Here is a 26,715-nt window from a genome sequence, read left to right as displayed (position 1 = left end):
CTTTCGGAGACCCCGCCTGTGATCACCATCTATCACAACCCCCGCTGCAGCAACTCGCGCGCCGCACTGGCGCTCCTTCGCCAAGCCGGCCACGAACCCCGGGTGGTGGAGTATCTGCAGACGCTGCCGGACCGTGCCACGCTGAAAGAGCTGGCGCGCGCCAGCGGCCTGGGCCTGCGCGGCCTGCTGCGCAGCAAGGAAGCGGCCTACACCGAGCTGGGCCTGGACGACCCGGCTTTGGATGACGACAGCTTGCTGAATGCGATCGAAAGGTACCCGGTGCTGCTGAACCGGCCCATCGTGGTGGGACCGCGCGGGGTGGCCTTGTGCCGGCCGCCCGAGCGGGTGCTCGATCTGATCTGAAAAAATGCCCGCGCTGCGGGCCTTTCCGTCGGGGGGCGTTCAGGCCTGCAGGTCGTTCCACTCTGGGTGGCGCTGCAAGTAGAGCGCCACATAGCTGCAAGCCGGCACCACCTTGCAACCCTGCTCACGCGCCCATTGCAGGCCGGCCTCCACCACCTGCGCGGCCAGGCCCTGGCCGCGCAGTGCCGGCGGGGTGCCGGTGTGGGTGAAGGTCAGCACCTGGCCCTGGCGAACGTAGTCCAGCTCGCATACACCGCTGGGGTGGCGGCCTTCGAAGCGCTGCTGCCCGGGCAGGTGCTGAATGTCCAGCTTCATTTGCCGCCCAGTTGCATCCACAGGTAGCTGTACTCGATGGCCTGCCAGGTGGCGCGCTGCTCGTTGTCTGCCGCGCCGCCATGGCCGCCTTCGATGTTCTCCCAGTACAGCGGGTTGTGGCCCTGTTCGATCATGCGCGCGGCCATCTTGCGGGCGTGGCCGGGGTGCACGCGGTCGTCCTTGGTGCTGGTGTTGATCAGCACGCGCGGCATCTTCATGTCCTTGCTGACCTTCTGGTACGGGCTGTACTGGCTGATGAAGGCCCAGTCCTCGGCCTTGTCGGGGTCGCCGTACTCGGCCATCCAGGAAGCGCCGGCCAGCAGCTTGTGATAGCGCTTCATGTCCAGCAGCGGCACTTGGCAGACCACGGCGTTGAACAAGTCGGGGCGCTGGGTGACGATGGCGCCCATCAGCAGGCCGCCATTGCTGCCGCCCATGATGCCGAGCTGCTTGGGGCTGGTGATCTTCTTGGCGATCAGGTCCTCGGCCACGGCGATGAAATCGTCGTAGCTGCGCTGCTTGTTCTCGCGGATCGCGGCCTTGTGCCAGGCCGGACCGAACTCGCCACCGCCGCGGATGTTGGCCAGCACGAACACGCCACCCTTGGCCAGCCAGCCGCGGCCGCGGCTGGAGCTGTAGCCAGGGGTCATGCTCACTTCAAAGCCGCCGTAGCCGTAGAGCAGGGTGGGGTTCTTGCCATCCGCCTGCGCGCCCTTGGGGTAGATAACGAAGTAGGGCACGGGGGTGCCGTCCTTGCTGTTGACGAAGTGCTGCTCGGCGCGCATGCCGGCGGCGTCAAACCAGGTGGTGCGGCTCTTCAGGGGCTGGCGCTCGTCGCTGCCCGCGCGCGCCAGCGACAGGGTGTCGGGCGTCAGGAAGTCGGCGTAGTTGATCAGGTAGCGGTCGGCCAGCGCGTCCTTCTTCAGGTCGCTGTCGTACAGGCTGCTGATCGACAGGGTGCCGGGGAAGGGCGCTTGCACGGTGCGCTTGGCGGGCGTCTTGCCGCGGAAGTCCCACTCCTCCAGCTTGGAGGCGACCTTGTCCGAGATGTTCAGCACCACATGCTGCTGGGTGGTGACGAAGCTGGCCAGCGAGCGGGTGCTGGTGGGCTCGAACAGGCTGTTGAACTTCGGCTTGCCGGACAGGAAGTCCTTCCAGCTGCCGACCAGCAGGCTGCCGGCCTTGAAGCCTTGGCCGCCGACGGTCCAATCGGAGCGCAGGCGCACCAGCAGGCGCTCGCCCCAGAGCTGGGGTTGGGCGTCCAGCGGTAGGTCCAGCTTCTGCAGGCCCTTGGGCGTGAGCAGGCGGTATTCGGCGCGGTAGAAGTCGAGCGCGCGCTGGATCAGGGCGCGCTGCTGGGCGCCATGGCCGTCCACGCCCACGCCCACCCAGGTGTCCTTTTGCTCGCCTTCGAACAGGATCTTGGCGCTGGCCAGCGGGGTGCCGCGGGTCCACAGCTTGGCAATGCGCGGGTAGCCGGAATCCGTCATGCTGCCGGGACCGAAATCGGTGCCGACGAAGATCTGGTTCTGGTCGCGCCAGTCCACCTGGCTCTTGGCCTCGGGCAGCTCGAAGCCGCCTTTGACAAAGGCCTTGTCGCGGGTGTCAAACTCGCGCACCGCGGAGGCATCCGAGCCGCCCGGCGAGAGCGAGAGCAGGCAGCGGCGGTAGTCGGGCGCCAGGCAGTTGGCGCCGGCAAACACCCAGCTCTTGCCTTCGGTGGCGCCCAGAGCGTCCAGGTCCAGCACGGTTTCCCAGGCGGGTTCGGCCTTGGCGTACTCGGCCAGCGTGGTGCGGCGCCAGATGCCGCGCTTGTGCTTGTCGTCCTGCCAGAGGTTGTAGACCCAGTCGCCCATGCGCGTGAAGCGGGGAATGCGGTCCTTGGCGTTCAGGCCTTCGAGCAACTCGGCGCGCAGGGCCTCGAAGCCGGGGCGGTTCTTCAGCAGCGCTTCGGTCTCGGCATTGCGGGCCTTGACCCAGGCCATGGCCTTCTCGCCGCTGACTTCTTCAAGCCAGAGGTAGGGATCTTCTTCGGGGGTCTGGGCGCCGGCGGTCAGCGCGGTGGCCAGCAGACTGGCCAGCAGGACGGGTTTCATGAGCGGCTGGGGCGGCGCAGGGCGCCGACGGTTTGGGAAGCCGGGGATTATGGGGAGGCTTCCGGTGCCGGACAGGGGTCATGGCATCATCGCCGGCTCGTCCAACTGACCCTGTTTCAGCCATGCGCGCACCCCTTCTGACCCTGGCTTTGATTGCCGCCCTGAGCACCACCGCGGTGATCGCGCAAACCCAGCCCAAGCAGCCGGCCAAGCCCGCCGCCAAGGCGCCGGCCAAGCCCGAAGCCACGCCGGCCAAGGCCAGGCCCAAGCTGATGTCGCGAGACGAACTGCGGGAATGCCTGGCGCGCCGCGAGGCCAATGTCACCGAGAGCAAGGCCATCGAGGCGGAAGACAAGGAACTGCTGACGCATGCCGACGCCGTCAAGTCCGACAAGGCCGCGTTCGAGAACGAGCAGAAGGATTTCGTGGCCGCGCAGACCGTTCTGGTGGCCGACAACGAGGCTCTGCGCAAGCGTGGTGAGGAGCTGAGCAAGACCATCGGTGAACTCAAGCCGGCCAAGCAGAAGGAAGTGAAGGCCGACTACGACAAGGCCGCTGCCGAACTGACCGCCCGCGTGGACGCCCACAACGCCCGCCTGAAGGCCCTGAAGGCCCGTGAAGAGGCCTTGATGCAGAAGATTGACGACTTCAACAAGCGCCAGTCGGAAGCGTCGGCGCGCGTGGACAAGCTCGGTGAGGCCGAGGACAAGTGGCGCGCCGAGTGTGGCAACCGCCCCTACGACGAGCGCGACGAAGACGCCATCAAGAAGGAAATGGCCGCCAAGAAGGCTGCCGGCCAGTGAGCGGGGTGCGCATGAACCCGCTGCTGCAGGATTGGACCGGCCCGGCCGGTCTGCCACCCTTCGCCGCGATCGCCCCGGCGCATTTCATGCCGGCCTTCGAAGCCGCGATGGCCGCGCACCGGCAGGAGGTCGACGCCATCGCTGCCAATCCGGCGCCGCCGAGCTTCGACAACACCGTGGCCGCCTTCGACGCCAGCGGCCGCCTGCTGAACCGCATTGAGGCGCTGTTCTACACCCTGGCCGCTTCGGCCACGAACGAGGCCCTGCAGGCCGTGCAGCGCGAGGTGGCCGCCCCGATGGCCGCCCACGCCAGCTGGGTGGCCATGCACCAGGGCCTGTTCCAGCGCCTGGACGCGCTGATGCAACAGCGCGCCCAGCTGGGCCTGGCCGCCGACCAGCAGCGCCTGCTGGAGCGCCTGCACCTGGAGGCGGTGCGCGCCGGCGCCAAGTTGGCCCCGGCCGCCCGCGCGCGCTATGCGGCCATCATGCAGCGCCTGGCCGAGCTGAACACCCAGTTCGCTCAGAACGTGCTGGCCGATGAGGCCGGCTACCGCCTGATCCTCAAGAGTGAGGCCGAGCTGGCCGGCCTGCCCGAGTTCGTGCGCGCTGTGATGAAGCAGGCCGCTGTGGAGCGTGGTCTGGAAGAAGGCGCTCACCTCGTGACGCTCTCGCGCTCCCACGTCGTGCCCTTCCTGACCTTCTCGGCCCGGCGCGACCTGCGCCAGCAGGCCTGGGCCGCCTGGGTCTCGCGCGGCGAGCACGAGGGCGAGACCGACAACCGCGCCATCGCCCAGGAAATCCTGACCCTGCGCAACGAGCAGGCGCGCCTGCATGGCTACACCAACTTCGCCGACTACCAACTGGCCGACACCATGGCGCAGAACCAGGCCGCCGTGCAGGGCCTGCTCAAGCGGGTGTGGGATGCCGCGCTGAACGCCACCCAGCTGGAACGCGAGGCCGTGCAGGCCGCCGCGCTCTCGCACGGCTTCATGGACAAGGTGGAAGCCTGGGACTGGCGCTTCTACGCCGAGAAAGTACGCCAGGCGCGCTACGCGCTCGACGAGGCCGAGCTCAAGCCCTACTTCCCGCTCGAAGCGATGGTCGCGGCCATGTTCGATTGCGCCCAGCGCCTCTACGGTCTGCGCTTCGAACAGCGCACCGACTGGCCGGTCTACCACCCCGATGTGGTGGCCTACGAGGTGTTCGATCAGAGCGGCGCCCACCGCGCCGTCTTCCTGCACGACAACTTCGCCCGCGTGGGCAAGCGCAGCGGCGCGTGGATGAACGCGCTGCGCTGGGCGCACCGCAACGGCTTCGCGCAGTCGCCCGTCATCCTCAACAACAACAACTTTGCCAAGGGCGCGCCGGGTGAACCTACCCTGCTGAGCCTGGACGACGTGCGCACGCTTTTCCACGAGTTCGGCCATGGCCTGCACGGCATGCTGAGCGAGACCCGCTACGAGCGCCTCAGCGGCACTCAGGTGCTGCGCGACTTCGTTGAGCTGCCCTCGCAGCTGATGGAACACTGGATCGCCGACCCCACGGTGATGCAGCGCCACGCCAAGCACTACCAGACCGGCGCGGCCATCCCGCACGAGCTGATCGAGCGCATCAAGGCCGCCGAGCTGTTCAACCAGGGCTACGAGACGGTGCGCTACACCGCCTCGGCCCTGGTCGACCTGGCCATCCACGCGCTGGAAGAGGAAGAAGCGCCGGACATCGTCGCCTTCGAGCAGCAGACCCTGGAGCGCCTGGGGGCGCCGGCCGATTGCGGCATGAACCACCGCCTGCCGCACTTTCAGCACCTGTTCGTGGGCGACAGCTATGCCTCCGGCTACTACGTCTACCTGTGGGCCGAGGTGCTGGACTGCGACGCCTTTGAGGCCTTCAAGGAAGCCGGCGACATCTTTGACGCCGCCACTGCGCAGCGCTACCGCGAGCAGATCCTGGCTGCGGGAAACAGCCAGGAGCCGGGTGCGGCCTACCGCGCCTTCCGCGGCCGCGATGCGCACATCGAGCCGATGCTGAAGGGCCGGGGCTTGATTCCGGTCTGAGCTGGGCTTGAAGCACAAGAGAACAGGCCGGCCTTGCCGGCCTGTTCTGTTTCAGGCGGGGGGCAGGCGCTCGGCCAGGCCCTTCTGGAAGGCCTGGAAATCGATCGGCTTGGTCCAGTAATCAGCAAAGCCGGCGGCCAGCGCGGACTTGATGTCCTCGGGCATGGCATTGGCCGACAGGGCGATGCAGGGAATCGCGGTGGTATCGGGGTGCTCGGCCAGGGCCTGGCGCACCTGGAAGCCGTCCAGATCGGGCAGTTGCATGTCCAGCAGCACCAGGTGCGGCCGCCAATCGCGCGCCAGCGCCAGACCGGAATGGCCGTCTTCGGCGCCGCGCAATTCGATGTCCGACCTTCGGCTCACCAGCTCTTCCACCACCAGGGCGTTGACGGGGTTGTCCTCGATGTAGAGCAGGCGGTAGGCGGGCATGGGGCGGAATCTTCCCCCAGATTGCTTGCGGAGCCCTTGCGCCTGGCGCGTGCTTGCGGGGGTGGGTTTGCCCGGTCTGTCACGGCGCTTGATACCGCGCCCGGCAGGCCTTTGGTCCACGTGCGAAACCCTGCCGGCGCGACGCTGGGCATGAGCCCTTAACCAGAAGATCTTCTGACTGGCCGAGCCACTCATGCTTGAATTCCGGCCTGATACCCCCATGTCGCCGGGCATCTTGCAAGGAGTTGCTGCTGTGTTGAATGCCGTGGTGCGGGCCGTGTTCGTGGTGGCGGCCGCCGTCCTGACCCTGGGTCTGCTGGCCCTGGGCCTGCTGGTGGCGGCGGTGCTGCTGGCCGTGTTCGGTCTGCGCCGCCTGCTGGCGCGTCTGCTCGGCCGGCCGCAGCCGCGCCGGCCCGATTTCCGCTTCGCCACCCAGGCTTGGCCGCGCCGCCAGCAGGCTCGTGGCCGCGCGGGCGAGGTGGTGGATGCCGAGGTGCGCGAGGTGCGCTAAGGGCCGCTCTGCCACAGCCGCGCACTGCGCTCGCTTGGTCTACCTTCAACTGATTGCCTTACCCGGCCGCGGAGCGGTCGGCGGCTGACGCTTGCTCATGTTCAAACGCATCTTGCTGGGCTTGGTTCTGCTTCTGCTGCTGCTGGCCGTGGCCCGCTGGGCCATCATGATCTTCAGTCCGGATCTCACCGTGGATCTGACCCAGGCCCAGCTGCAAGCCCAGCTGGATCCGAAGTTCCCGAAGCAGGAATGCCTGCTCAAGACCAACTGCCTGGAGCTGCGTGAGCCGAAATTGGAGCTGCGCGCCGGTTCGGACCGCATCGCCATGCGGGCCCAGTTTGTCGCCACCCTGGGCAAGCGCAGCATGCCGGGCCGAGTGGTGCTGAGCGGCAAGCCGCGCTACGAAGCTTCGAACGCCGCCTTCTATCTCGACGCGGTCGAGGTCAGCGAGTTCGAGATGAGCGGCAATGCGCCGGACTTTGATCAGGTCGTTAAGGTCCGCGGCCCCAAGCTAATGGCCGCCATTGTCCAGAACGTGCCGCTGTACCGGCTGAAATCGGATTCGCGAACCGAGTCCCTGGCCAAGCTGGCGCTGCGCGGTGTTGCGGTGGTGGACGGCAAGCTCAGGGTCCGCTTGGTCAACCCCCTGGGCCTGTTCGAACCTCCGGCTTGAGGCGGATGTCGGCCGGGGGCCGAGGCAGGCTACAAAGCACCTGGGCGCCCTTGCCGGAGCCGCCCAGGGAGCCACCATGTCCAAGCCGCCGCAGTTCCGCCCGGAAATTGACCACCACACGCTCAAGCTCATCGTCGGCCTGATTGCGCTGGGCCTGGCCAATCTGACGGCCTTTCTGTCCGGCCAAGCCCTGCCGTCGATCAGCGATGCGTACCACGTGGGCGGCTGGGCCCGCGACGTGTTCGTGGGGGCGCTGGTGGCCATCGCGGCCTTTCTGGCGGCCTACAACGGCAGCAGCCAGCTCGAAAAGGGCTTGAGCAAACTGGCCGCGCTGGCGGCGCTGGGCGTGGCCTTCTTTCCTTGCGAGTGCGGTGGCCGGCCGGAGATCATCCCGAAGGTGCATGGGCTCTCGGCGGCCCTGATGTTCGGGGTGCTGGCCGCGCTGTGCTGGATCTTCTACGGCCGGGCGCGCGCCAAACCAGCGCCCCAGGCCCATTGGCGCGCCTGGATCTATGCCGCTTGTGGGGTGGCGATCGTGGCGGCCATCCTGGTGCTGGGCTACGACGGCCTGACTGGCGGCAGCCTGAGGGCCCATTGGCCGCGCCTGACCTTCTATGGCGAGCGCGTCGGCCTGGTGGCCTTTGGGCTCAGCTGGCTGGTGGCCAGCCGGGTGCTTCCGCTGATCACCGCGCCGCAGGAGCGCATCAGCCTGTTGGGCGCCGCCCCGCCGCGCCAGTCCTTGCTGCTTCAACCGGGCGAAGGCCGCGCCTATGCCATGGGTGCGCTGGACGCCCTGTTCAAGGCCGACGGCGCGAGGAGCGCGGAGCGCTACGCGATCTCCGAGTGGTGGCTGCAGCCGCATACCCAGGGCCCGGGCGCCCAAGCGCATGCCGAGGACGACGTCTTCTACGTGCACGCCGGGCGGGTCAGCTTTCTGATGGGTGATCAATGGCAGGAGCTCGGGCCGGGCGGCTTCGTGCTGGTGCCCGGCGGCGTGACGCACGACTTCCAGAACGGGGGCGATGAACGGGCCGGCCTGCTGAACCTGTCGATTCCCGGCGGCTTCGAGGTCCATATGCCGGACATCGTGGCCTGGTTCCGTCAGCACCCCCCAGGCCCCGCATGAACACCCACTGGTTCCTGCTCGGCAGCGTGGCCATGGGCCTGGGCCAGTGGGTGGACGCGCAGCTGCTCTGGCGCGCCCAGGGGCGCATCGGGCTGACGACGCTGTGCTTCTCGCTGGCCGAATGGATCTGGGCCGCCCTGGCCCTGCTGGCCTGGCAGGAGGCCGATTCCCCTGTGCCTGGTTGGCTGCCCGGGCTCTTCATCGCCTATGTGGTGGGTTTTGCGCTGCACGGGGCGCGCCGCGCCAAGCCCGAGGAGCCGGCGCTGCGCGAGCTCGCGCCGCGCGAGATCCAGGCCGGCGCGCTGTTCGGAGCGCTCTACCTGGGCCTTTCCCTGCTGCTGGTGCTGAGTGGCGGGCCGCCCGCGCTCAATCCCTGAACTGCGGCGCCTGGCCGCCGCGGCCCTTCATCAGCGCCGTCATCAGGTCTTCGGAGATCAGCATCGCCGCGTTCCAGCTGGCGATCTGCTCCAGGCCGTCGGCCACGCTGTGGTCGCGCGCGTAGTTCAGCGCCTGCTTGCTGCCGCGGATGGCCAGCGGCGACTTGCTGGCGATCTGTTGCGCCAGCGCCAGCACGCCGGCGTCCAGTTCGGCGCGGCTGGCGAACACGCGATTCACCAGGCCGATGGACAGGGCCTCGGCGGCGTCCACCTTGCGGCCGGTGTAGGCCAGCTCGCGCACCAGGCCCTGGTTGCCTACCAGCTTGGGCAGGCGCTGCAGGGTGCCCACGTCGGCCACCATGCCGATGTCGATCTCCTTGATGGCGAACTCGGCCTCGGCGCTGCAGTAGCGCATGTCGGCGCAGCAGATCAGGTCGATGCCGCCGCCCAGACAGGCGCCGTGCACGGCGGCCAACACGGGCTTGCGGCAGCGCTCCAGGCTGGTCAGCGTGTCCTGCAGCTCCAGGATCAAGGCGCGCAGCTTCTCGCGCACGCGCGCCTCGCAGTCGTCCTGGATCTGGCCTTGCAGGCCCATCATCATTCCGAGGTCGATACCGGCCGTGAAGTGCGGCCCTTCGGCGCGCAGCACCACGGCGCGCACCTCGGGCGTGCGGTCGGCCCATTGCAGGGCGCTGCGGATGTCCTGCCACATCGCCCAGTTCATGGCGTTGGCCTTGTCGGGGCGGTTCAGGCTGATGACGGCGACGGCGCCATCCAGCTGGGCCGTCATGGTTTCGAATGCGGTCAGATTCATCGGGCTCTCCGGGTCGGGGCCCGCATCATGCAGGCTTCAGAAGGGAGATGCCCATGAGCCCTGCCTATGCCTAAGTCTGGGAGTTCCAGGTCACGCCAGGGCGCAAGGCCGAGTTTCTGGCCGCCTACGGGCCGCAGGGGCGCTGGGCCCAGCTGTTCGCCCGGGCAGCGGGGTACCAGGGCCCCCAGCTGCTAAAGGACCAGGAAGACCAAAAACGCTTCCTGATCGTGGACCGCTGGGCCAGCGCCGCCGCCCATGCTGCCTTTCGCGAACGTTTCGAGGCCGAGTACCAAGCCTTGGACCACGAGTGCGAGGCCCTGACCGAGGGGGAGCGCAGCTTGGGCAGCTACTGGGGGCATTGAGTGCTGCGTTTACCACGCGGCGCCTAGCGGGCAAAGCGGCTGCGCAAGGCGAACAGGAGGCAGACGGACTGGTTCACCCGCTTGGCTTCCGCCTTGCTGCCGTGCAGGAGCGGTCGATTCGCACAAGCGCCAAAACAGAGCTGGCGCTTTCATCACCAGCCCTTGGCGCTAACAAGGGTCACGCTCCAGCGTCGTCAAGAAGACTGACAGGAACTCGCTCCAGCTTGCCGGCGGCCCAGGATAGAACGGGGCCGCAAGCGCTTCAAACAAGAGGTAGGTGGCGAGTACACCGAGCGCGAGCGCTGCCCGGCTCGCGAGCGGGTGACGCCGGCGCAGCGGCAGCAGCAGTGCCACCAGCGTGACGAAGAACAGGGCCGCCCAGAGGACATGGCGGTGCCACACATAGCCGCCGCATTAGAAGAGGCCGCGATGCAGACCGCCCAGCACGGCGACCGCGAACGCGAGTGCAGTGGGGATCCAGCGTGTAGTCATGGGCGCGGACTGGTGGGGGTCAGGCCGCGCCGCAGCTCGCCGCCACTTCCTCCAGCCGCCGCAGCCAGCCAGCCTTCGCCTCGGTCGACGCAAAGCTCGCTTCCAGGCTGTTGCGCGCCAGCTGGATCGCCTGCGTGGGGCCCAGCTGGGGCAGGGCCTCGAAGGTTTCGAGGAAGTTCTGCAGCAGGTAGCCGCCGAAGTAAGCCGGGTCGTCGCTGTTGATCGTCACCTTCAGCCCGGCCGCCAGCAGCGCGGCCAGGTTGTGCTCGGCCAGGCGCTTGAACACGCAGAGCTTGACGTTGGAGAGCGGGCAGACCGTCAGCGGAATCTGCTCACGTGCCAGGCGCTCGACGAGGGCCGGGCTTTCGCTGCAGCGCACGCCGTGGTCGATGCGCTCGACCTTCAGCACATCCAGTGCGGCTTCGATGTAGGCCGGCGGCCCTTCCTCGCCCGCATGCGCCACCACATGCAGGCCGAGCTCGCGGCAGCGCGCAAACACCCGCGCGAACTTCTCGGGCGGGTGGCCGCGCTCGCTGCTGTCCAGCCCCACGCCGATGAAGTGCTGGCGGTAGGGCAGGGCCTGTTCCAGGGTTTCGAAGGCCGCGTCTTCGCTGAGGTGGCGCAGGAAGCACAGGATCAGCGCGCTGCTGATGCCAAGCTGCTGCTGCGCCCGTACGCCTGCACGCGTCAGGCCGTCGATCACCGTGCCCATGGCCACGCCGCGCTCGGTGTGGGTTTGCGGGTCGAAGAACAGCTCGGCATGCACGATGCCATCGGCCGCCGCGCGCTCGAAGTAGGCGTAGGCCATGTCCTCGAAGTCCTGCGCCTGGATCAGCACGCTGGCACCGGCGTAGTAGATGTCCAGAAAACTCTGCAGATCCGTGAACGCATAAGCCGCACGCAGGGCCTCGACGCTGGGGTAGGCGAGGGCAATGCCATTGCGTTGCGCGAGCTGGAAGATCAGCCCGGGCTCCAGCGTGCCTTCGATGTGTAGATGCAGTTCGGCCTTGGGGAGGGCGCGGAGCAAGTTGATTAGGGCGGGGCGGTCGGTCATTACTGGCTCCGAATGCGGCAACTGGGTGACGAGCGAGTCGACAAATGCAGACCCTCAAGCATTCGTCGCACTGGCGAATCTTCCTACCTGCCTGCGAGCTCGATCCATCGACGCACGCTGAGCCGCCGAAGACTACGTTCTCAGCCCGTGGAGCCCTTGGCAATTCGCCGGGCATGCCAGCACTGCAATGCGAGCAGAAGACTGCCGCTCAGATGAACTGCCGATGCCACGGTGTAGACATACCACCCGAGCAGCAGCTTGCCCTTCCATTGCAGGGCGAAGGTCAGAAAGCTGGTCGCATACAGCCCGGCGGCACAGGCGGCACAGGCGGCAATTGAGGCAAAGAGGCGCCAGCTCATGGGAGCTCGCCGCCACCACATCAGCAGCGGTGGCAGGTAAACCGCCAGCACCATCCACCACTGGCTCGGATCGCCTGAAAGAGGAAAGAAGACATCCTCCTTTCCATTGAGCGTGCAGGACTGCAGGGGCAGGACAAGACAGACTGCGATCAACAGGGAACTGAGCTTCAGCAGCCTCTGCAGGCGTTCAACCATAGTGCGGCGGCCGGCTCAACTCTTCAAACAACTCCAGATAGATCCGATACCGGCTCTCCACGATCCGCCCCTCCTTCAGCGCCGCCTGCACCGCACAGCCCGGCTCCTGCCGGTGCGTGCAGTTGGCGAAGCGGCAGCCCGCGGCCGCGGCGGCGGCGAAGTCGGGCATCAGGCCGGCCAGTTGGGTAGGCGTGATGTGCTGGATGCCGAAGGTCTGGAAGCCCGGCGAATCCAGCCAGCCGGATTGGCGCTCGGCGTCCAGCCAGTACCACTGCGTGTGCGTGGTGGTGTGGCGGCCGCTGTTCAGGGCTTCGGAGATCTCGCCCACCTGGGCCTGGGCATCGGGGATGAGCAGATTGGTGAGCGTGCTCTTGCCCGTGCCGCTGGGGCCCAGCACCAGCGTGGTCTTGCCCTGCAGCCAGGGGCGCAGCAGCGCCAGGGCTCCGGCCGGGTCGGCCTGCAGGCTCCACTCGAACACCTGGATGCCCATGGCGGTGTAGGGCGCGAGGCGCTGGCGCGCCGCGGCCACGCCGGGCAGATCGGTCTTGTTCAGGCCGATGCGGGCCTCGATGCCGGCCTCGGCCGCCGCCACCAGGGCGCGGCTGAGCAGGGATTCACTGAACACCGGCTCCACGGCCACCAGCACCAGCAGCTGGTCGACATTGGCGGCAAAGCTCTTGCTGCGCCATTCGTCCTGGCGGTAGAGCAAGTTGCGGCGCGGCTCCAGGGCTTCGATCACGCCCTCGTCGCTGCCCGTCATCTGCCAGCGCACGCGGTCGCCCACCACGGCGTCGCTCTTCTTGCCGCGCGGATGGCAGAGGATGCGTCCGCCTTCCGCCGTTTCCACCAGGTAGTGGCGGCCGTGGCCGCGCACCACCAGGCCCAGGTCCAGATGGTCGCGCGCGGGCTGCTGCAGCCGCCGTTCGCGCGAGCCCGGACGGCTCACGTGGGCACCCTCGCGCTGCGCGCGGTCCCGCCAGGCGGGACGCCGCGCGACCTTCGGAGCGGCCGGGCGGCCGCGCTCAAGGAGAAACCTCAGGCAGGGCGCTCACCTGCGCCGCGCAGATCACGTCGTTCAGGCTCACCTTGCCGCCGGCGCTGTGGGTGCTCCAGCGCACCGTGGCCATGGAGTAGCTGAGCGACATGTCGGGGTGGTGGTCCTGCGCATGGGCCAGTTCGGCCACGGCGTTGGCGAAGGCCATCACCTGGTAGAAGTTGTCGAACTCGAAGCGGGCGCGCAGGCCGCCGTTTTCGTGGGTCCAGCCGGGCAGTTGGGGCAGCCATTCGGCCACGGCGCTGTCGTCGAGCGCGGGGGCATTGGCCTGGCAATGGGCGGTGAGCGGGTTCATGCGGGCCTCGCGTGCGAAAGGATGGCGGGGAGCCGTTCAGAAGCCGGCGGGTGGGAGTAGGTCCAGCGCGCCACCAGCGGGTCAGGCGTAAGGGTGCTGGCGTTGTCCTCGTGCAGCTTCAGGAGGGCCGAGGCCAGCGCGCGGCCGTCGGCATGCTGGCAGGCGAAGGCGTCGGCCTCGAACTCGTGCTTGCGCGAGCCGCGCGCCATCAGCGGGGTGAGGGGAAAGCTAAACACCGGCAGCACGAGGCCGAAGAGCAGCAGGGCCAGGGCCTCGTTGTCGCCCAGCAGATTGGGCTGCACGCCCAAGGCCACGTAGAAGGCGGGCTGCTGCGAGAGCCAGCCCAGCAGGGCAAAGCCGGCCAGCGTCAGGCCGGCCATCAGCACCAAACGCTTGGGCACATGGCGCAGCTTGAAGTGGCCGAGCTCGTGCGCCAGCACGGCCTCGACCTCGGGTGGGTCCAGGCGCTCCAGCAGGGTGTCGAACAGCACCACGCGCTTGGCCGCGCCCAGGCCGGTGAAGTAGGCATTGCCATGGGCCGAGCGGCGCCCGGCGTCCATCACGAAGAGGCCCTTGGCGGCAAAGCCGGTGCGCGCGAACAGCTGCTCGACGCGTTCCTTCAGCGTGGCGTCACTCAGCGGCGTGAACTTGTTGAACAGCGGGGCGATCAGCAGCGGGTAGAGCAGCATCAGCGTGAGCGAGAAGCCGAACCACAGCGCCCAGGCCCAGATCCACCAGCTGGAGCCGGCATGGCGCATCACCGCCAGCACGCCCCAGGCCAGCGGGCCGCCCAGCAGCACCAGCACCAGCAGGCCCTTCAACTGGTCGGCCACGAAGGTCTTCAGATCGGTGCGGTTGAAGCCGAAGCGGGCTTCCAGCTTGAAGGTGGTGTAGAGCTCGAAGGGCAGGTCGATCAGGGCATTGATCAGCGTGAAGCCCGCCAGCAGGGCCAGCGGGTAGGCAAAGCCGCCCCAGGCCTGCGGGCCCACCTGGCCGAACAGCCAGAGGTTGAGCTGGTTCAGCCCGCCCAGCAGGGTCCAGGCCACCAGCACCGCCGCGCCGAACAGCAGCGAGACCAGCTGCAGCCGGCCCTTGGCCAGCGTGTAGTCGGCCGCCTTCTGGTGCGCGGCCAGCGGCACCTTGGCCGCAAAGGCCGCCGGCACCTGGCCGCGGTGCAGGGCCACATGGCTCAGCTGGCGGCCGTTCAGCCAGAGCTTGAGCAGGGTGGTGGCCAGCAGCGCGGCCACGAAAAACAGGGTGACGGAAGAGGGGGCAAGCAAGGGCGGACCGCGGTTTCTCAGACGGATCGGCCAGTGTAGGTGGGCACAATCCTGCCGATTCACACCAAGGATTTGCCATGAGCCTGGAGCGCAACGACAACAACCTGATCTGGATCGACTGCGAGATGACCGGTCTGGAGCCCAACAAGGATCGCATCATCGAAGTGGCGGTCGTCGTCACCAGCCCCGATCTGGCGGTGCGCGTCGAAGGCCCGGTGTTCGCCATCCACCAAAGCGACGCGACCCTGGACGGCATGGACGCGTGGAACAAGGGCACGCATGGCAAGAGCGGGCTGATTGATCGCGTCAAGGCTTCGACCACCGATGAAGCCGCCGCCGCCAAGGCCACCATTGAGTTCCTGCAGCAGTACGTGGGCAAGGGCAAGAGCCCGATGTGCGGCAACTCGGTCTGCCAGGACCGCCGTTTCCTGGTGAACTACATGCCCGATCTGGAAGCCTTCTTCCACTACCGCAACCTTGACGTCTCCACGCTCAAGGAGCTGGCGCGGCGCTGGAAGCCCACCGTGCTGGAGGGCGTGAAGAAGGCCCAGGCGCATACCGCGCTGGCGGACATTCACGAGTCCATCGACGAGCTGGTGCATTACCGCGCGACCTTCCTGAACCTGGCTTGACCACGCCCCTGTTCGCCGCCTTCGACTTCCCGCGCCACCCGCTGGCGCGCGAGGACGGTGAGCGCCTGCGCGGCGGCTGGACGGCGCCGCCGGACGAGTGGCTGCTGGCGCGCCAGCCGGCCGAGCTGGCGGGGGTGATCGACGCCGCCCACGCCGCCGCCCGCGCCGGCGCTTGGGTGCTGGGCGGCCTGCGCTACGAGGCCGCGGCGGCGCTGAACCCGGCGCTGGACTGTGAACCCGCTGAAGGCCTGCTGGCGGCCTTTGCCGTCTACCGCACAGCCCCGCAGGACTGGCCCGAGCCTGGCGTGGAGCGCGCCCGCTGCCTGCCCTGGGCACAGGACCTGCACGACCCCGAACGGGACGCCGAGCACATCGAGGCCGTGCGCGCCGCCATCCGCGCCGGCGATTGCTACCAGATCAATCTGACCACCCGCCTGCTCAGTGCGCTGGAAGAGGGCGTGGGCCTGGACGAACTGTTCCGCGCCCTGCACCAGGCCCAACCGGGCGGTTTCTCGCTCTACTTGAAGCAGCTGGGTGATGAACCCGGCGTGGCCTCGGTCTCGCCCGAGCTGTTCTTTGACTGGCGGCCGCTGCCCGACCATGGCAAGACCTGGATCCTGGCCGCGCAGCCCATGAAGGGCACGGCCCCGCGCGGCGCCGACCGCGCCAGCGACGAGGCTGCGCAAACCTACTTGCGCACCAGCGAGAAGGAACGCGCCGAGAACCTGATGATCGTGGACCTGCTGCGCAATGACCTTGGGCAGGTGGCGCGCATCGGCAGCGTGCGCGTGCCGCGGCTCTTTGAGCTGCATGAGCTGCCCACGGTCTGGCAGATGACCAGCACGGTCACCGCCATCACCCAGCCGGGCGCCGGACTGGCGCAGCTGTTTGCCGCGCTGTTTCCCTGCGGCTCGGTGACGGGTGCGCCCAAGCGCCGCGCCATGCAGCTGATTCGCGAACTGGAAGCCGCACCGCGCGGCTGGTACTGCGGCGCGCTGGGGCTGATGCAGCCTGGCGGCGCGACGACCTTCAATGTGCCGATCCGCACCGTGGAACAGCTTCCCGGCGGCGCGCTGCGTGCCGGTGTGGGCAGCGGCATCACGCTGGATTCCGAGCCCGCGGCCGAGCTGGCCGAGTGGCAGGCCAAGACGCGCTTCCTGGAGCGCGCGCGTGCGCCGATCGCCGGCATCGAGACCCTGCGGATGCAGGATGGCCGGTACCCGCAGGGTGCGGCGCATCTGGCGCGGCTGGCGCGCTGCGCCAAGCACTTCGGCCTGGGCTTTGAGCGTGCCGCGCTGCAGGCGGCGCTGGATGCCGTGGCCGCCGCCCACCCGCAGGGGCGCTGGCGCGTGCGGCTGCAGCTGGGGCGCACCCTCCAGACCGAATGCCAGCCGCTGGAGCCCACGCCCGAGCCGGTGCGGCTGGCGCTGGCGCCGCGGCCGATCGCCACGGGCGGGCTGGCGCGCGAGTTCATCGAGCACAAAACCACGCGCCGCGGGGGCTACGAGGCCCTGCTGGCGCACAAGCCGGCTGGCGCCTTCGATCTCATCCTCTACAACGAGCAGGGCGAGCTGACCGAATGCGGGCGCGGCAATCTGGCGCTGTGCATCGACGGCAAGTGGCTGACGCCGCGGCTCGAAGCCGGCCTGCTGCCCGGCGTGGGGCGCGCGCATTGGCTGGCGCAGGGGCGCATCCGCGAGGCCCGCCTGCTGCGCGAGGACCTGCAGCGCGCCAGTGCCATCGCCTGGTTCAACGCCCTGCGCGGCTGGCTGCGGGCGGAGCTGCTGTGAACCTCTCGCCCTGGCTCACCGGCATCGAGGCCCTGGCCACGCTGGCCTTTGCGCTGTCCGGCCTGCTGGAAGCCGCACGCAAGCGCTTGGACGTGGTGGGGGTCTGCGTGGTCTCGGGCCTGGCGGCCTTTGGCGGCGGCACCCTGCGCGATGTGCTGCTGGACCGCCGGCCCTTCTTCTGGGTCGAGCACTCGAACTGGCTGTGGGCGCTGCTGGGCCTGTGCCTGGCGGCGATGGCGCTTTTGAAGGTGCGGCACCTGGCGGTGACGAACCGGGCCATGCAGTGGCCGGATGCGCTGGGCCTGGGCCTGTTCACCGCCGGCGGCACCCAGCTGGCGCTGGACCAGGGCCTGCCGGCGCTGGTGGCGGTGCTGATGGGCGTCATCACCGCCGTGTGCGGTGGTGTGCTGCGCGACATCGTCTGCAACGAAATCCCCAAGGCCTTCCACGACCACCGGCCCTACGCCGTGTGCGCCTTTGCCGGCGGCTGGGTGCTGGTGGGCGCCCAGGCCCTGGCTTGGGGCGAGGGCCCCAGCCTGCTGGCCGCGGCCGGCACGGCCACGCTGTTGCGTGTCCTTGCCATGCTGACCGGCGTACGCCTGCCGGGCTGGCGCGAGCCGCCGCCACCGACTCGGTAGTTCCCCTGTCGGAATTTGTCTGACAGCGGGTAGCGCGCCCGCCTGACTACGCAGCCCTGTTACCGATTCCTACAGTCCGCCGACCCCCTGAATGAGGGGGATCCCCACGGAGAGGCGCTCGATGATTGGCTCGGTTTCGGAATTGCGTGTGTCCCCCTCGCTGGCAGCCTGCCCGGCCAGCGGTGCTGAGCTTGTGCAGGAGCGGTTGCCCTTTACGGTGACGGTGGCGCGCAGCGAGCAGGACCTGCGGGACGCCGTGCGGGTGCGCCAGAGCGCCTACGCCCGCCACCTGCCCAGCTTTGCCGAGACCTTGGGCGAGCCCGAGCCCGCCGACAGCGAACCCGGCAACTGGGTGCTGCTGGCGCGCAGCAAGCTGGACGGCAGCCCGCTGGGCAGCCTGCGCATCCAGACCAATGCGCGCCGCCCGCTGGACCTGGAGGCTTCCATGAGCCTGCCGCCGGAGCTGGCGAACGCCCGCCTGGCCGAGGCCACGCGCCTGGGTCTGGCCCAGGGCGAGAGGGGCCGCCTGGTGAAGGCGGCGCTGTTCAAGGCCTTCTATCTGATCTGCCGCAGCCAGGGCGTGGACCACATGGTCATCACGGGCCGCACGCCCATCGATCGCCAGTACCAGCGCCTGCTGTTCGAGGATGTCTGGGCCCCGCACCAGACCTACGCGATGGCCCATGTGCACCAGCTGCCGCATCGCGTGATGCATCTGCATGTACCCGGCGCGCAGGCGCGCTGGCAGGCGGCGCGTCACCCCTTGCTGAACTTCATGTGCGGCACCGAGCACCCGGACCTGCAACTGCCGGCCGGCACGCCCGCGGCTGCGCGGGCCCTGCACTGATCACTGGCGCAACAAGCCGGGGCTGGAGCCGACGAACATGCCGGTGACGGCGCCACCGGTTTCCACCCGCTGGATGAAGGCGTGCAGCGCCTCGTCGTCGATCAGGTCGGCGGCGGAGCGCAGCTTGAGCAGCTCCTGCGGCGATTGCGGCCGCGCGACGGCGAAGCCCTGCACGTAGTCCACGCCGATCTCGGCCAGGGTCTCCACCGTTTCGGCATCCTCGGCCCACTCGGCCACCGTCTTCATGCCCAGGTTGCGCGCCAGGCTGACGATGGCCTCGACGATGGCGATGTTGGCCGGGTGCTGGTTCATGCTGACGATGAAGCTGCCATCGATCTTCAGCAGATCGCCCGGCAGCTCCTTCAGGTAGCTGAAGGAGGTGTAGCCGGCACCGAAGTCGTCCAGCGCCACCTTGGCGCCGATCTGTCGCACCTGGCTGATGAAGCGCCGGGTATTGGCCAGGTCATGCAGGGCCACCGATTCGGTGATCTCCAGACACAGATAGGGCGCGGCCTCGATGTGCGTTTCGAGCATGTCGAACACGTCCTCGACGAAATGCTCGTCGTTCAGCGAGGCGCCGCTGAGGTTCATGCAGACGAACTTCAGCTGCGGCAGCTCGGCGCGGTGGTGAATGATCCACAGCAGGGTCTGCTGCAGCACCCAGCGGTCGATCACGCTCATGCGGCCGCTGAGTTCGGCGGCGGCGATCAGGCGATGCGTGGGCACCGGGCGGCCGGCGCCGTCGTGCATGCGCAGCAGCACCTCGAAGTTCAGCGAGCCGCGCGGCTGCAGCAGGCTCATGATGGGCTGCATGGCGAGGTGCAGGCCCTGGATCTCTTCGCCGGCGGAGAGCAGGGCAACGAGCTTCATCTCGGCCTCGTGCTCCTGCTGAGCGGGGGAGTCGCGCTCGAACACCACCAGGCCTTCGGATTGCGGTTTGCCCTTGGCCTCGCGGCAGGCACGGTCGGCGCGCGCGATGGCATCCTTGATCGGCGTGCCGGCCGGTATCTCCACCAAGCCGACGGAGCCGCGCACATGGAAGGCGCGCTCGTCGATCCGATAGGGGCTGTTGCCGATGCAACCCACCACGCCCTGGGCGATCAGGCGCGCCAGTGGCGTGCGGATGCCGGCCATGACGATGAGGAATTCGTCGCCGCCCACACGGCCGAACTGCATGGGTTCCACCAGTACGCCCTGCACACGTGCGCAGACCTGCTGCAGCACGGCGTCGCCGGCGCTGTGGCCGTAGAGGTCGTTGATGAGCTTGAAGCGGTCCAGGTCCAGGTAGGCCAGGCAGAGCGTGTCGCCGGGCAGCAGGGCCTTGAGCGCCTCGTCCAGCCGGGCCTCGATGCCGCGCCGGTTCAGCACGCGCGTGAGGGTGTCGCTATGGGCCAGGAAATGCAGGTTCTCGGCCGCGCGTGAGCGCTCGGTCACGTCCTGCAGCGAGCCCTCGATGCGGTCCTGACTGAGCGCGGCGCGTACCAGGAAGCGGCGTTCGCCCTGGTTGTTGAGCTCCATTTCCACCTGGGGGCTGGCGTACAGGCGCTCGTGCAAGCGCACCCAGCTGCCGGGCTCGAAGTGGCGTTGGAAATCGTTCGCGCCGGGCTCCAGCACCTGGCTGCCGAGCATCTGTTGCAGGGCCGGATTCGCCGCCAGGAACTGGCCGCGCAGGTTCAGCGTGAACAGGCCGATGGGCAGGGCGGAGAAGGTCTGCTCCAGCTTGCCCTGCGCGGCGCGGCGGGCATCCTGCGCCTGTTTCATCTGGGCCGCCACCGAGAGCGAGGCCAGCAGGCTGCTGGAGAGCGCGGCGGTGACGCTGTTGCCGATGCCGCTGAAGGCGCGCAGCCCGAAGGCCGCCGCCAGCACCTCGGCCAGGCCCGCGCCCAAGGTGATGGCCAGTGAGGCCGCGTACCAGAGCGCCACCTGCGAGCGCGTCACCCACAGGATGCGCGCCAGGTAATGCACCAGTACGCCCACTCCGATCGCGGTGCAGACCCACATCAGTGGCAGGAACTGCGAGTAGGGCAGGGTCAGTGCTGCCAGCAGCAGCGGCACGCAGCTCCACTGCGCCAGCTGCAGCAGCGGCCCGGCACCCACGCGCTGCAACTCCTCGCGGAAGAAGCTTCGGAACAGCGCATAGGTGCTGAGGTAGTACAGCGCCATCGTGGCCTGGCGCAAGGGGTACAGCCATTCCAGCGGCACCTGGTGGCCGAACCACTGGGCATCCCAGCCGGCCGACAGCGCGGCCATGCGCAGGTTCAGCACCAGCCAGACGGCAAACACCGAGTAGCTGGTGTTGCGGTTGATCAGGGCGCTGATGAACAGGAAGGCCGCCAGCAGGGTCAGGCCGCCATCCAGCAGGCCGGCGGCATGGTGGAACTGCAGCACCGAGCTCTGCAGCGCCGCCTCTGCCCAAGCCAGCGCCTGCAGACGCGCTGGGCCGGCCGCCTGGGCCTGGCACATCAGCTCACGCCCGGCCTGGCTGGCTTGCAGGCGCAGCGCAAAGCCGGCCTTCAGCGCTTCCATTGCGCCCCGTTGGCTGCGCCGGTCGGCCTGGCCCAGCAGGGCACCGGTTTCGGCGTCCCAGCAGCGCAGAGCCTGAAGGTGGCGCGAAGGAAATTCCAGCCAGGGTGTGCCCATGGGCACCACCAGCTGCAGCCATTGCGGCTGCTCGGACAGCCGGGTGTCGTGCGCCTTGGCCATGGCCTGCTGGCTCAGCAAGGCGCGCAGGCCCGGGCTGGGTTGGCTGCTCAGGTGTTCGAGCCGGCGCAGGTCCAGCGCGGCAGGGGTGGATTCAGAAAATTCGCGCGGCCACTGGCTCAGTGCCAGCAGGGTCAGCAGGCCCAGCAGCAATGGCAGCAGGTAGGCGGAAAAGCCGAGCAGCAGCCGATCCAGGCGACCCGGCAACGCACCCCAGGGCGAGGGGATGGGGGTGCGCAGTGCCGTCATCGGTGCGGGCTCCTGAAGGCCAGAACGGCCAAAGTTCCAATCGGGGTGCGAATTTACGTGTGAAAGTTACAGTTTTTTCCTAGGATTCGCCCTCGGTGATCTGCTGTAAGCAGTTGTGTTGCTGCTGTGCAGCATGTCACATGCGCATCATGAACAAGGTGCATCCGGGTTAGCACCAGTGTTACAGTGCACGCTTCGCGCAAGCAGCCCGACTGTCTGCGCGGTTCGTTCATCTCCTCTGACTCCTCCTTGGACCGGCAATTCGGTCCGACCTGCTGCGGCAGGCTCTGGTCGGCGGCGATGCCGTCGCACCGATTGGGCCCGAATGGATGGCCCGCGGAGTACCTAGCGACCCCACGGGCCCTGGAGGCCCTGTGTCCACCGACCGAGGAGGCCGGTGCGGCGCCTTGTTGTCAGAAGAGAGTTCGAGATGTCGTTTGATTCCCTGGGTTTGCCCGAGCAGCTGCTGTCCGCCGTCCGTGAGGCCGGTTACGAAAACGCCACCGAGGTGCAGACCCAAGCCATTCCGCAAGGCCTGGCCGGCGCCGACCTGATGGTCAGCAGCCGCACCGGCAGCGGCAAGACGGCGGCCTTCTTGCTGCCCATCCTCACCCAGGTGCTGGCGCGCCGTGCCAGTAACCCCGAGCTGGTGCCGGCCTTCCTGCCGCGCTTCGGTGGTCGCCCGCAACGCGGCGGCCCGCGTGCACCGCGCACGCCGCGTGCCAATGGTCCTGTGGTCAACCCCATCGGCCTGGTGCTGGCGCCCACCCGCGAGCTGGCCCAGCAGGTGGCCCAGATGGCGGTGCAGCTGGGCCGTGGCATTCCGGGCTTCTCGGTCTGCACCATCGTGGGCGGCATGCCCTACCAGGCCCAGCTGGCGCGTCTGCGCGCCGGTGCCGACATCGTGATCGCCACCCCGGGCCGTCTGCTGGATGTGGCCAACACCCAGACCGGCATGCTCAGCGAGATCAAGACCCTGGTGCTGGACGAAGCCGATCGCATGCTCGATCTGGGCTTCATCGAGGACATCGAGGCCATCGCCGCCCTGCTGCCGCAGCCGCGTCAGACCCTGATGTTCAGCGCCACCTTTGACGGCCGCGTCGGTGGCCTGGCCCGCGAGCTGCTGAACCAGCCGCAGCGCATCGACGTCGCCTCCGCCCCCGAGCAGAAGGCGCAGATCGAGCAGCGCCTGCACTGGGCCGACCACCCGCACCACCGCGCCGCCCTGCTGGAGCATGTGCTGGCCGACGCCACCGTCGACCAGGCCGTGGTGTTTGCCGGCACGCAGATCGAGGCCGAGCAACTGGCCGGCCAGCTGGCCGAGCTGGGCCATGCCGTGGCCGCGCTGCACGGCGGCATGCCGCAGGGCAAGCGCAACCGCACCCTGCAAGGCCTGCGCCGCCGCGAGCTGCGCGTGCTGGTGGCCACCGATGTCGCTGCCCGCGGCATCGACGTGCCGACCATCAGCCACGTCATCAACCTGGGCCTGCCGATGAAGGCCGAGGACTATGTGCACCGCATCGGCCGCACCGGCCGTGCCGGTCGCTCCGGCCTGGCCGTGACCCTGGCCATGCGCGAAGACCTGCCGCGCCTGCGCCGCCTGCAGGCCTACACCAAGGAAGCCCTGGCGCCGAGCCGCATCGAAGGCCTGGAGCCCAAGAAGCCGGATCCGGTGGTGTTCAGCGAGCGTCCGCGCACCGAGTTCGGCGGTGGCGAGCGCAGCCCTTACGGTGACCGCCCGGCCTTCGGCGGCGACCGCAAGCCCTGGGGCGAGCGCAAGCCCTTCGGTGACCGCCCGGCCTTCGGTGACCGCAAGCCGTTCGGCGAGCGCCCGCAGTTTGCCGGCCAAGGCCGTCCGTTCCACGAGGGTGATCGCCCGGCATTTGGTGATCGCAAGCCCTTTGGCGAGCGTCCGCAGTTCGGTGAGCGTCCCGCCTTCGGTGATCGCAAGCCCTACGGCGACCGCCCGGCATTCGGTGACCGCAAGCCCTATGGCGACCGCCCGGCCTTCGGTGACCGCAAGCCCCATGGCGAGCGTCCTGCCTTTGGTGCGGACCGCAAGCCCTACGGCGACCGTCCCCAGTTCGCCGATCGCAAGCCCTATGGCGAGCGCCCCGCCTTCGGTGGCCATGGTGACCGTCCGCAGGCCGAGCGTTCGTGGGACGAGCGCAAGTCCGAGCGTCCGGCTGGCTTCGGCAAGCCGCGCCGCAACTACGAGTAAATAGTGGCAGGCCCGCGCGAGGAGCGCGGCCGCGTCCTGCAATGGGACGCGGCCAAGGGCCTGGGCTTCATTGCGCCCGACCAGGGCGGTGAGCGCTTGCTGCTGCGGCGCGCCGATCTGGCCGGGCGTTTGCGTTTCCGGGCGCCGGCCCTGGGTGAGGCGGTGCGTTTTCGCCGCGCCCGCTCCGGCCCCGGCCGCGAGCGCGCGGTGCAGGTGCAGCCGCTGCTGGCACCGCCACCTGCGCGGGCGCAGGCAGCGGCCCCCCCTTCGCCGCGCCAACTGGCCTCGACGCGCCTGCTGGTGATTCCGCTCTTCGCCCTGGTGCTGGGCGGCATCCACCTGGCTTGGCCGCTGCCGCGGCCCGTGCCGCTGCTCTACAGCAGCCTGTCCATGGCCCTGTTCGTGGTCTATGGCATCGACAAATGGTCGGCCCGGCGCGGCGCTGGTCGTGTGCCTGAGGTCACGCTGCACCTGCTGGCTCTGCTGGGTGGCTGGCCGGGCGCGCTGCTGGGCCAGCAAGTGTTCGCACACAAGATCAGCAAGCCGGCCTTTCTGCGCTGGACCTGGGCCATGACCAGCCTGAACCTGCTGCTTCTGGTGGGCCTGTGCACTCCTGCCTGGCAACCCTGGCTGAACTGGCTGCGCGGCTGAACTGCGACAAATTGCATCGGCGGCACCGGCGCGCGTGTGTCGAACCGCGCGCCGCTCATCCGCTGCCATGAACCGCTCGGAGCGGGGGCGGCATGAAACGCGTCACGCGGCTCCGTGCAAGTCCTGACTTGCGGCTCCAAGCTGGTGCATGGGCTACGACAGCCCCGCGCTCGGCGCGACACAAAGTGCTACCGGCCGGTGCGCCGGGCCATGCGCCAATCGGGCCGCCTCCAATGCCGAGATTGCTGCCATGGCCGCCTCAACTTCCCCGCGACTTGTATTCCTGCCCTTGCTGCTGGCCCTGTGCGCCGGCGCCGCGGCCGACACCCTGAACCTGCGTGCCTACGGCAGCCTGGTGCAGGGCGTGGGCCCCAGCGTGGAAGTCCGTGTCAACGGCGCGCTGGTGCGCACCCTGCAGATCAACAACACCAGCGCCCAGACCTTCAGCCTGGAGGTGCCGACGCTCTCTGCCGGCGCCCAGGTGGACGTGGTGTTCACCAATGACGCGGCCGCCAACGGCGAGGACCGCAACCTTTACGTGGACTACTTGAGCAGCGGCGCCACCACCGTGCTGCCCACGGCCCCCACCGCCCTGATCGACCGCGGCAAGGGCGCCGCCGCCTTCGACGGCGTGGACACCCGCCCCGGCCAGAGCGGCATCTACTGGAACGCGGCGCTGCGCCTGCGCTGGCCGGCCGCTGCCACGCCGCCGTCGCCCGCGGTGGCGCAGGCCACCCGCTTCCTGCTGCAGGCAGGCTTCGGGCCGCGCCCGGGCGAGGCCGAGACCCTGGCCAGCCAGAGCAGCCCGACGCGCTGGATCGCCGACCAGATGGCCATGCAGCCGAGCAACGACTTCGTGAACCACATCCAGGCCAAGTACGCGCTGGGGGCCGACTACCGGCCCAATGGCAGCAAGTACCAGACGCGCTGGCTGCCGCAGCGCTTCTGGGCGGGTGTGGCGCAGGGGCAGGACCAGCTGCGCCGCCGCACGGCGCTCGCGCTGCACCACATTCTGATGGTGTCGATGGCGGACTCGAACCTCTACCACCACCAGCGCGCCTACGCGAACTACCTCGACATCCTGAACCGCCACGCCTTTGGCAACTACCGCCAGCTGATCGAGGACATCGCGCTCAGCCCGGCCATGGGCATCTACCTCTCGCACATCCGCAACCGCAAGGAAGACCCGGCGACGGGCCGCATGCCGGACGAGAACTTCGCGCGCGAGCTGATGCAGCTTTTCACCATCGGCCTGCACGAGCTGAACTCCGATGGCAGCGTGAGGAAGGACGCCAACGGCCAGCCGATCGAGACCTACACCAATGCCGACGTGATGGCCCTGGCCAAGGTGTTCACCGGATGGTCATGGGCCTTCCCGGACAACCAGCTCACAGAGAGCACCTTCCGCTGGAAGAGCCCGGACTACAGCGCCGCAGCCGATACGCAGATCGACCTGCAGCGCATGAAGGCCTACCCCGGCCAGGCCTCCACGGCGGATGTCGTGCTGTTCGCCGGCAAGCCCAACGCCGTGGCCATTCCGGGCAGCGCGGCGCCGGCGCAGCGCCTGAAGCTGGCGCTGGATGCGCTGTTCCAGCACCCCAATATGGGTCCCTTCGTGGCCAAGCAGCTGATCCAGCGCTTCACCCGCAGCAACCCCAGCCCGGCCTATGTGCAGCGCGTGGCGGCGGCCTTCGCCAACAACGGCCGCGGTGTGCGCGGCGACCTGGCTGCCACCGTGCGCGCCGTGCTGCTGGACGTCGAAGCTGGCTGGGCACAGAACTCGCCCGTGCTGCCCAGCGCCGGCAAGCTGCGCGAGCCCGTGCTGCGCGTGGCGCATTGGCTGCGCGCCTTCGACGCCCGCTCGCCCAGCGGCGAGTTCCAGATGGTCTACGACTTCGAGCCGCTGGCGCAGATGGTGACGAACGCGCCCTCGGTGTTCGGCTACTTCCGCCCCGGCTACACGCCGCCGGGCACCGTCATCGCCCAGCAGGGTGGGGTGGCGCCGGAGTTCCAGATCGTCAACGAGGGCAGCACCGCCACCTGGGTGAACCGCGCCGAGTCCATGGCCGGCAGCGGCCTGGGCTGGAACGGCAGCAGCGCCGATGTGGTGGCCGACTACACGCCGCTCGTGGCCCTGCTCAACACCGGCAACGCCCAGGCCGTGGTGCAGCGCCTGAACCATCAGCTGTATGCGGGCCGCATGTCGGCGGCGCTGCAGTCGGCCTTGATCGAGGCCATGGCCGGGGTGGGCGGCAACGACGCCGCCAGTCAGCTCAACCGGGTCCGCATCGCCGTGTACGTGGCGCTCAGCGCCCCCGAGTTCAACATCCAGTGA

The 26,715-nt window shown here is 68.8% G+C and carries 25 protein-coding genes and 1 pseudogene; 15 read left to right on the top strand and 11 right to left on the bottom strand.

The annotated features are described in order from the left end of the window. Positions 1-18 precede the first annotated feature (18 nt). A complete protein-coding gene (gene arsC, locus ACE3QP_RS10565; protein WP_374435894.1) occupies positions 19-363 on the top strand; it encodes an arsenate reductase (glutaredoxin) in 345 nt (114 codons plus the stop codon). 39 nt (positions 364-402) lie between these two features. Here arsC and ACE3QP_RS10560 read toward each other — a convergent pair whose 3' ends face one another. Beyond that, entirely contained in the window at positions 403-678 is a 276-nt protein-coding gene (locus ACE3QP_RS10560) for a GNAT family N-acetyltransferase (protein WP_374435892.1), read from the bottom strand. After that, positions 675-2,774 carry a prolyl oligopeptidase family protein gene (locus ACE3QP_RS10555; RefSeq protein ID WP_374435891.1) on the bottom strand — a complete coding sequence of 700 codons (2,100 nt, stop codon included), beginning with the start codon at positions 2,772-2,774 and terminating at the stop codon, positions 675-677. The genes ACE3QP_RS10560 and ACE3QP_RS10555 overlap by 4 nt, the downstream gene beginning before the upstream one ends. A 122-nt stretch (positions 2,775-2,896) precedes the next feature. On the opposite strand from ACE3QP_RS10555, the gene ACE3QP_RS10550 reads away from it, so the two are divergent. Further along, on the top strand, positions 2,897-3,577 hold the full coding sequence (locus ACE3QP_RS10550) for a hypothetical protein (RefSeq protein ID WP_374435889.1): 681 nt from the start codon (positions 2,897-2,899) through the stop codon (positions 3,575-3,577). Positions 3,578-3,588: 11 nt separating this feature from the next. Beyond that, positions 3,589-5,631: a M3 family metallopeptidase gene (locus ACE3QP_RS10545; protein WP_374435887.1), complete on the top strand. Its 2,043-nt coding sequence runs from the start codon at positions 3,589-3,591 to the stop codon at positions 5,629-5,631. A gap of 51 nt (positions 5,632-5,682) precedes the next feature. On the opposite strand, the gene ACE3QP_RS10540 is transcribed toward ACE3QP_RS10545, so the two are convergent. Then, a complete protein-coding gene (locus ACE3QP_RS10540; protein WP_374435885.1) occupies positions 5,683-6,060 on the bottom strand; it encodes a response regulator in 378 nt (125 codons plus the stop codon). 253 nt (positions 6,061-6,313) lie between these two features. Here ACE3QP_RS10540 and ACE3QP_RS10535 point away from each other — a divergent pair, with 253 nt between their 5' ends. The 4 genes from ACE3QP_RS10535 (at position 6,314) to ACE3QP_RS10520 (ending at position 8,747) form a co-directional block, all read left to right on the top strand. Further along, positions 6,314-6,571 carry a hypothetical protein gene (locus tag ACE3QP_RS10535; RefSeq protein ID WP_374435883.1) on the top strand — a complete coding sequence of 86 codons (258 nt, stop codon included), beginning with the start codon at positions 6,314-6,316 and terminating at the stop codon, positions 6,569-6,571. Positions 6,572-6,668: 97 nt separating this feature from the next. Beyond that, positions 6,669-7,244 (top strand): DUF1439 domain-containing protein, encoded by a 576-nt coding sequence (locus ACE3QP_RS10530; protein ID WP_374435881.1) that lies wholly within the window; start codon positions 6,669-6,671, stop codon positions 7,242-7,244. A gap of 76 nt (positions 7,245-7,320) precedes the next feature. Next, positions 7,321-8,370 (top strand): cupin domain-containing protein, encoded by a 1,050-nt coding sequence (locus tag ACE3QP_RS10525; protein ID WP_374435880.1) that lies wholly within the window; start codon positions 7,321-7,323, stop codon positions 8,368-8,370. After that, complete coding sequence (locus ACE3QP_RS10520) at positions 8,367-8,747, top strand: hypothetical protein (protein WP_374435879.1); 381 nt, start codon at positions 8,367-8,369, stop codon at positions 8,745-8,747. The genes ACE3QP_RS10525 and ACE3QP_RS10520 overlap by 4 nt, the downstream gene beginning before the upstream one ends. On the opposite strand, the gene ACE3QP_RS10515 is transcribed toward ACE3QP_RS10520, so the two are convergent. After that, a complete protein-coding gene (locus ACE3QP_RS10515) occupies positions 8,737-9,561 on the bottom strand; it encodes a crotonase/enoyl-CoA hydratase family protein (protein ID WP_374435878.1) in 825 nt (274 codons plus the stop codon). The genes ACE3QP_RS10520 and ACE3QP_RS10515 overlap by 11 nt on opposite strands. Positions 9,562-9,653: 92 nt before the next feature. On the opposite strand from ACE3QP_RS10515, the pseudogene ACE3QP_RS10510 reads away from it, so the two are divergent. Beyond that, a pseudogene (locus ACE3QP_RS10510) lies at positions 9,654-9,923 on the top strand (antibiotic biosynthesis monooxygenase); the annotation flags it as partial. Between the two features lie 168 nt (positions 9,924-10,091). Here ACE3QP_RS10510 and ACE3QP_RS10505 read toward each other — a convergent pair. From ACE3QP_RS10505 to ACE3QP_RS10480, 6 genes are all read right to left on the bottom strand, one after another. Then, entirely contained in the window at positions 10,092-10,325 is a 234-nt protein-coding gene (locus tag ACE3QP_RS10505; protein WP_374435877.1) for a hypothetical protein, read from the bottom strand. Positions 10,326-10,434: 109 nt separating this feature from the next. Continuing rightward, complete coding sequence (locus ACE3QP_RS10500; RefSeq protein WP_374435876.1) at positions 10,435-11,469, bottom strand: adenosine deaminase; 1,035 nt, start codon at positions 11,467-11,469, stop codon at positions 10,435-10,437. 140 nt (positions 11,470-11,609) lie between these two features. Continuing rightward, positions 11,610-12,023, bottom strand: coding sequence for a hypothetical protein (locus ACE3QP_RS10495; RefSeq protein WP_374435875.1), 414 nt, complete (start codon positions 12,021-12,023; stop codon positions 11,610-11,612). Next, entirely contained in the window at positions 12,016-12,969 is a 954-nt protein-coding gene (gene rsgA, locus ACE3QP_RS10490) for a ribosome small subunit-dependent GTPase A (RefSeq protein WP_374435874.1), read from the bottom strand. Before rsgA ends, ACE3QP_RS10495 begins: the two co-directional genes overlap by 8 nt. A gap of 76 nt (positions 12,970-13,045) precedes the next feature. Further along, complete coding sequence (locus tag ACE3QP_RS10485; protein WP_374435872.1) at positions 13,046-13,372, bottom strand: 4a-hydroxytetrahydrobiopterin dehydratase; 327 nt, start codon at positions 13,370-13,372, stop codon at positions 13,046-13,048. Further along, on the bottom strand, positions 13,369-14,652 hold the full coding sequence (locus tag ACE3QP_RS10480; protein WP_374435870.1) for a M48 family metallopeptidase: 1,284 nt from the start codon (positions 14,650-14,652) through the stop codon (positions 13,369-13,371). Before ACE3QP_RS10480 ends, ACE3QP_RS10485 begins: the two co-directional genes overlap by 4 nt. 77 nt (positions 14,653-14,729) lie before the next feature. Between ACE3QP_RS10480 and orn the strand changes: the two genes are divergently transcribed. The 4 genes from orn (at position 14,730) to ACE3QP_RS10460 (ending at position 18,559) form a co-directional block, all read left to right on the top strand. Then, a complete protein-coding gene (gene orn / locus ACE3QP_RS10475; RefSeq protein WP_374435868.1) occupies positions 14,730-15,284 on the top strand; it encodes an oligoribonuclease in 555 nt (184 codons plus the stop codon). Continuing rightward, positions 15,281-17,074 carry a chorismate-binding protein gene (locus tag ACE3QP_RS10470; RefSeq protein ID WP_374435867.1) on the top strand — a complete coding sequence of 598 codons (1,794 nt, stop codon included), beginning with the start codon at positions 15,281-15,283 and terminating at the stop codon, positions 17,072-17,074. The genes orn and ACE3QP_RS10470 overlap by 4 nt, the downstream gene beginning before the upstream one ends. Next, a complete protein-coding gene (locus ACE3QP_RS10465) occupies positions 17,071-17,712 on the top strand; it encodes a trimeric intracellular cation channel family protein (protein ID WP_374435865.1) in 642 nt (213 codons plus the stop codon). The genes ACE3QP_RS10470 and ACE3QP_RS10465 overlap by 4 nt, the downstream gene beginning before the upstream one ends. Positions 17,713-17,833: 121 nt before the next feature. Then, positions 17,834-18,559, top strand: a complete 726-nt coding sequence (locus tag ACE3QP_RS10460; RefSeq protein WP_374435863.1) for a hypothetical protein — start codon at positions 17,834-17,836, stop codon at positions 18,557-18,559. On the opposite strand, the gene ACE3QP_RS10455 is transcribed toward ACE3QP_RS10460, so the two are convergent. Then, positions 18,560-21,508: a putative bifunctional diguanylate cyclase/phosphodiesterase gene (locus ACE3QP_RS10455; RefSeq protein ID WP_374435861.1), complete on the bottom strand. Its 2,949-nt coding sequence runs from the start codon at positions 21,506-21,508 to the stop codon at positions 18,560-18,562. 430 nt (positions 21,509-21,938) lie between these two features. Between ACE3QP_RS10455 and ACE3QP_RS10450 the strand changes: the two genes are divergently transcribed. The 3 genes from ACE3QP_RS10450 (at position 21,939) to ACE3QP_RS10440 (ending at position 26,715) form a co-directional block, all read left to right on the top strand. After that, entirely contained in the window at positions 21,939-23,729 is a 1,791-nt protein-coding gene (locus ACE3QP_RS10450; protein ID WP_374435859.1) for a DEAD/DEAH box helicase, read from the top strand. A gap of 3 nt (positions 23,730-23,732) precedes the next feature. Continuing rightward, positions 23,733-24,380: a DUF1294 domain-containing protein gene (locus ACE3QP_RS10445; RefSeq protein ID WP_374435857.1), complete on the top strand. Its 648-nt coding sequence runs from the start codon at positions 23,733-23,735 to the stop codon at positions 24,378-24,380. Positions 24,381-24,630: 250 nt separating this feature from the next. Beyond that, the gene (locus ACE3QP_RS10440; protein ID WP_374435855.1) at positions 24,631-26,715 is read left to right on the top strand and encodes a DUF1800 family protein; all 2,085 of its coding nucleotides are present in this window, start codon (positions 24,631-24,633) and stop codon (positions 26,713-26,715) included.

Origin of the sequence: Inhella sp. (assembly GCF_041912635.1) — a bacterium.
Classification (GTDB): domain Bacteria; phylum Pseudomonadota; class Gammaproteobacteria; order Burkholderiales; family Burkholderiaceae_C; genus Inhella.
The sequence above is the reverse complement of the archived record's forward strand: the minus strand, read 5'-3'. Positions and strand labels throughout refer to the sequence as shown.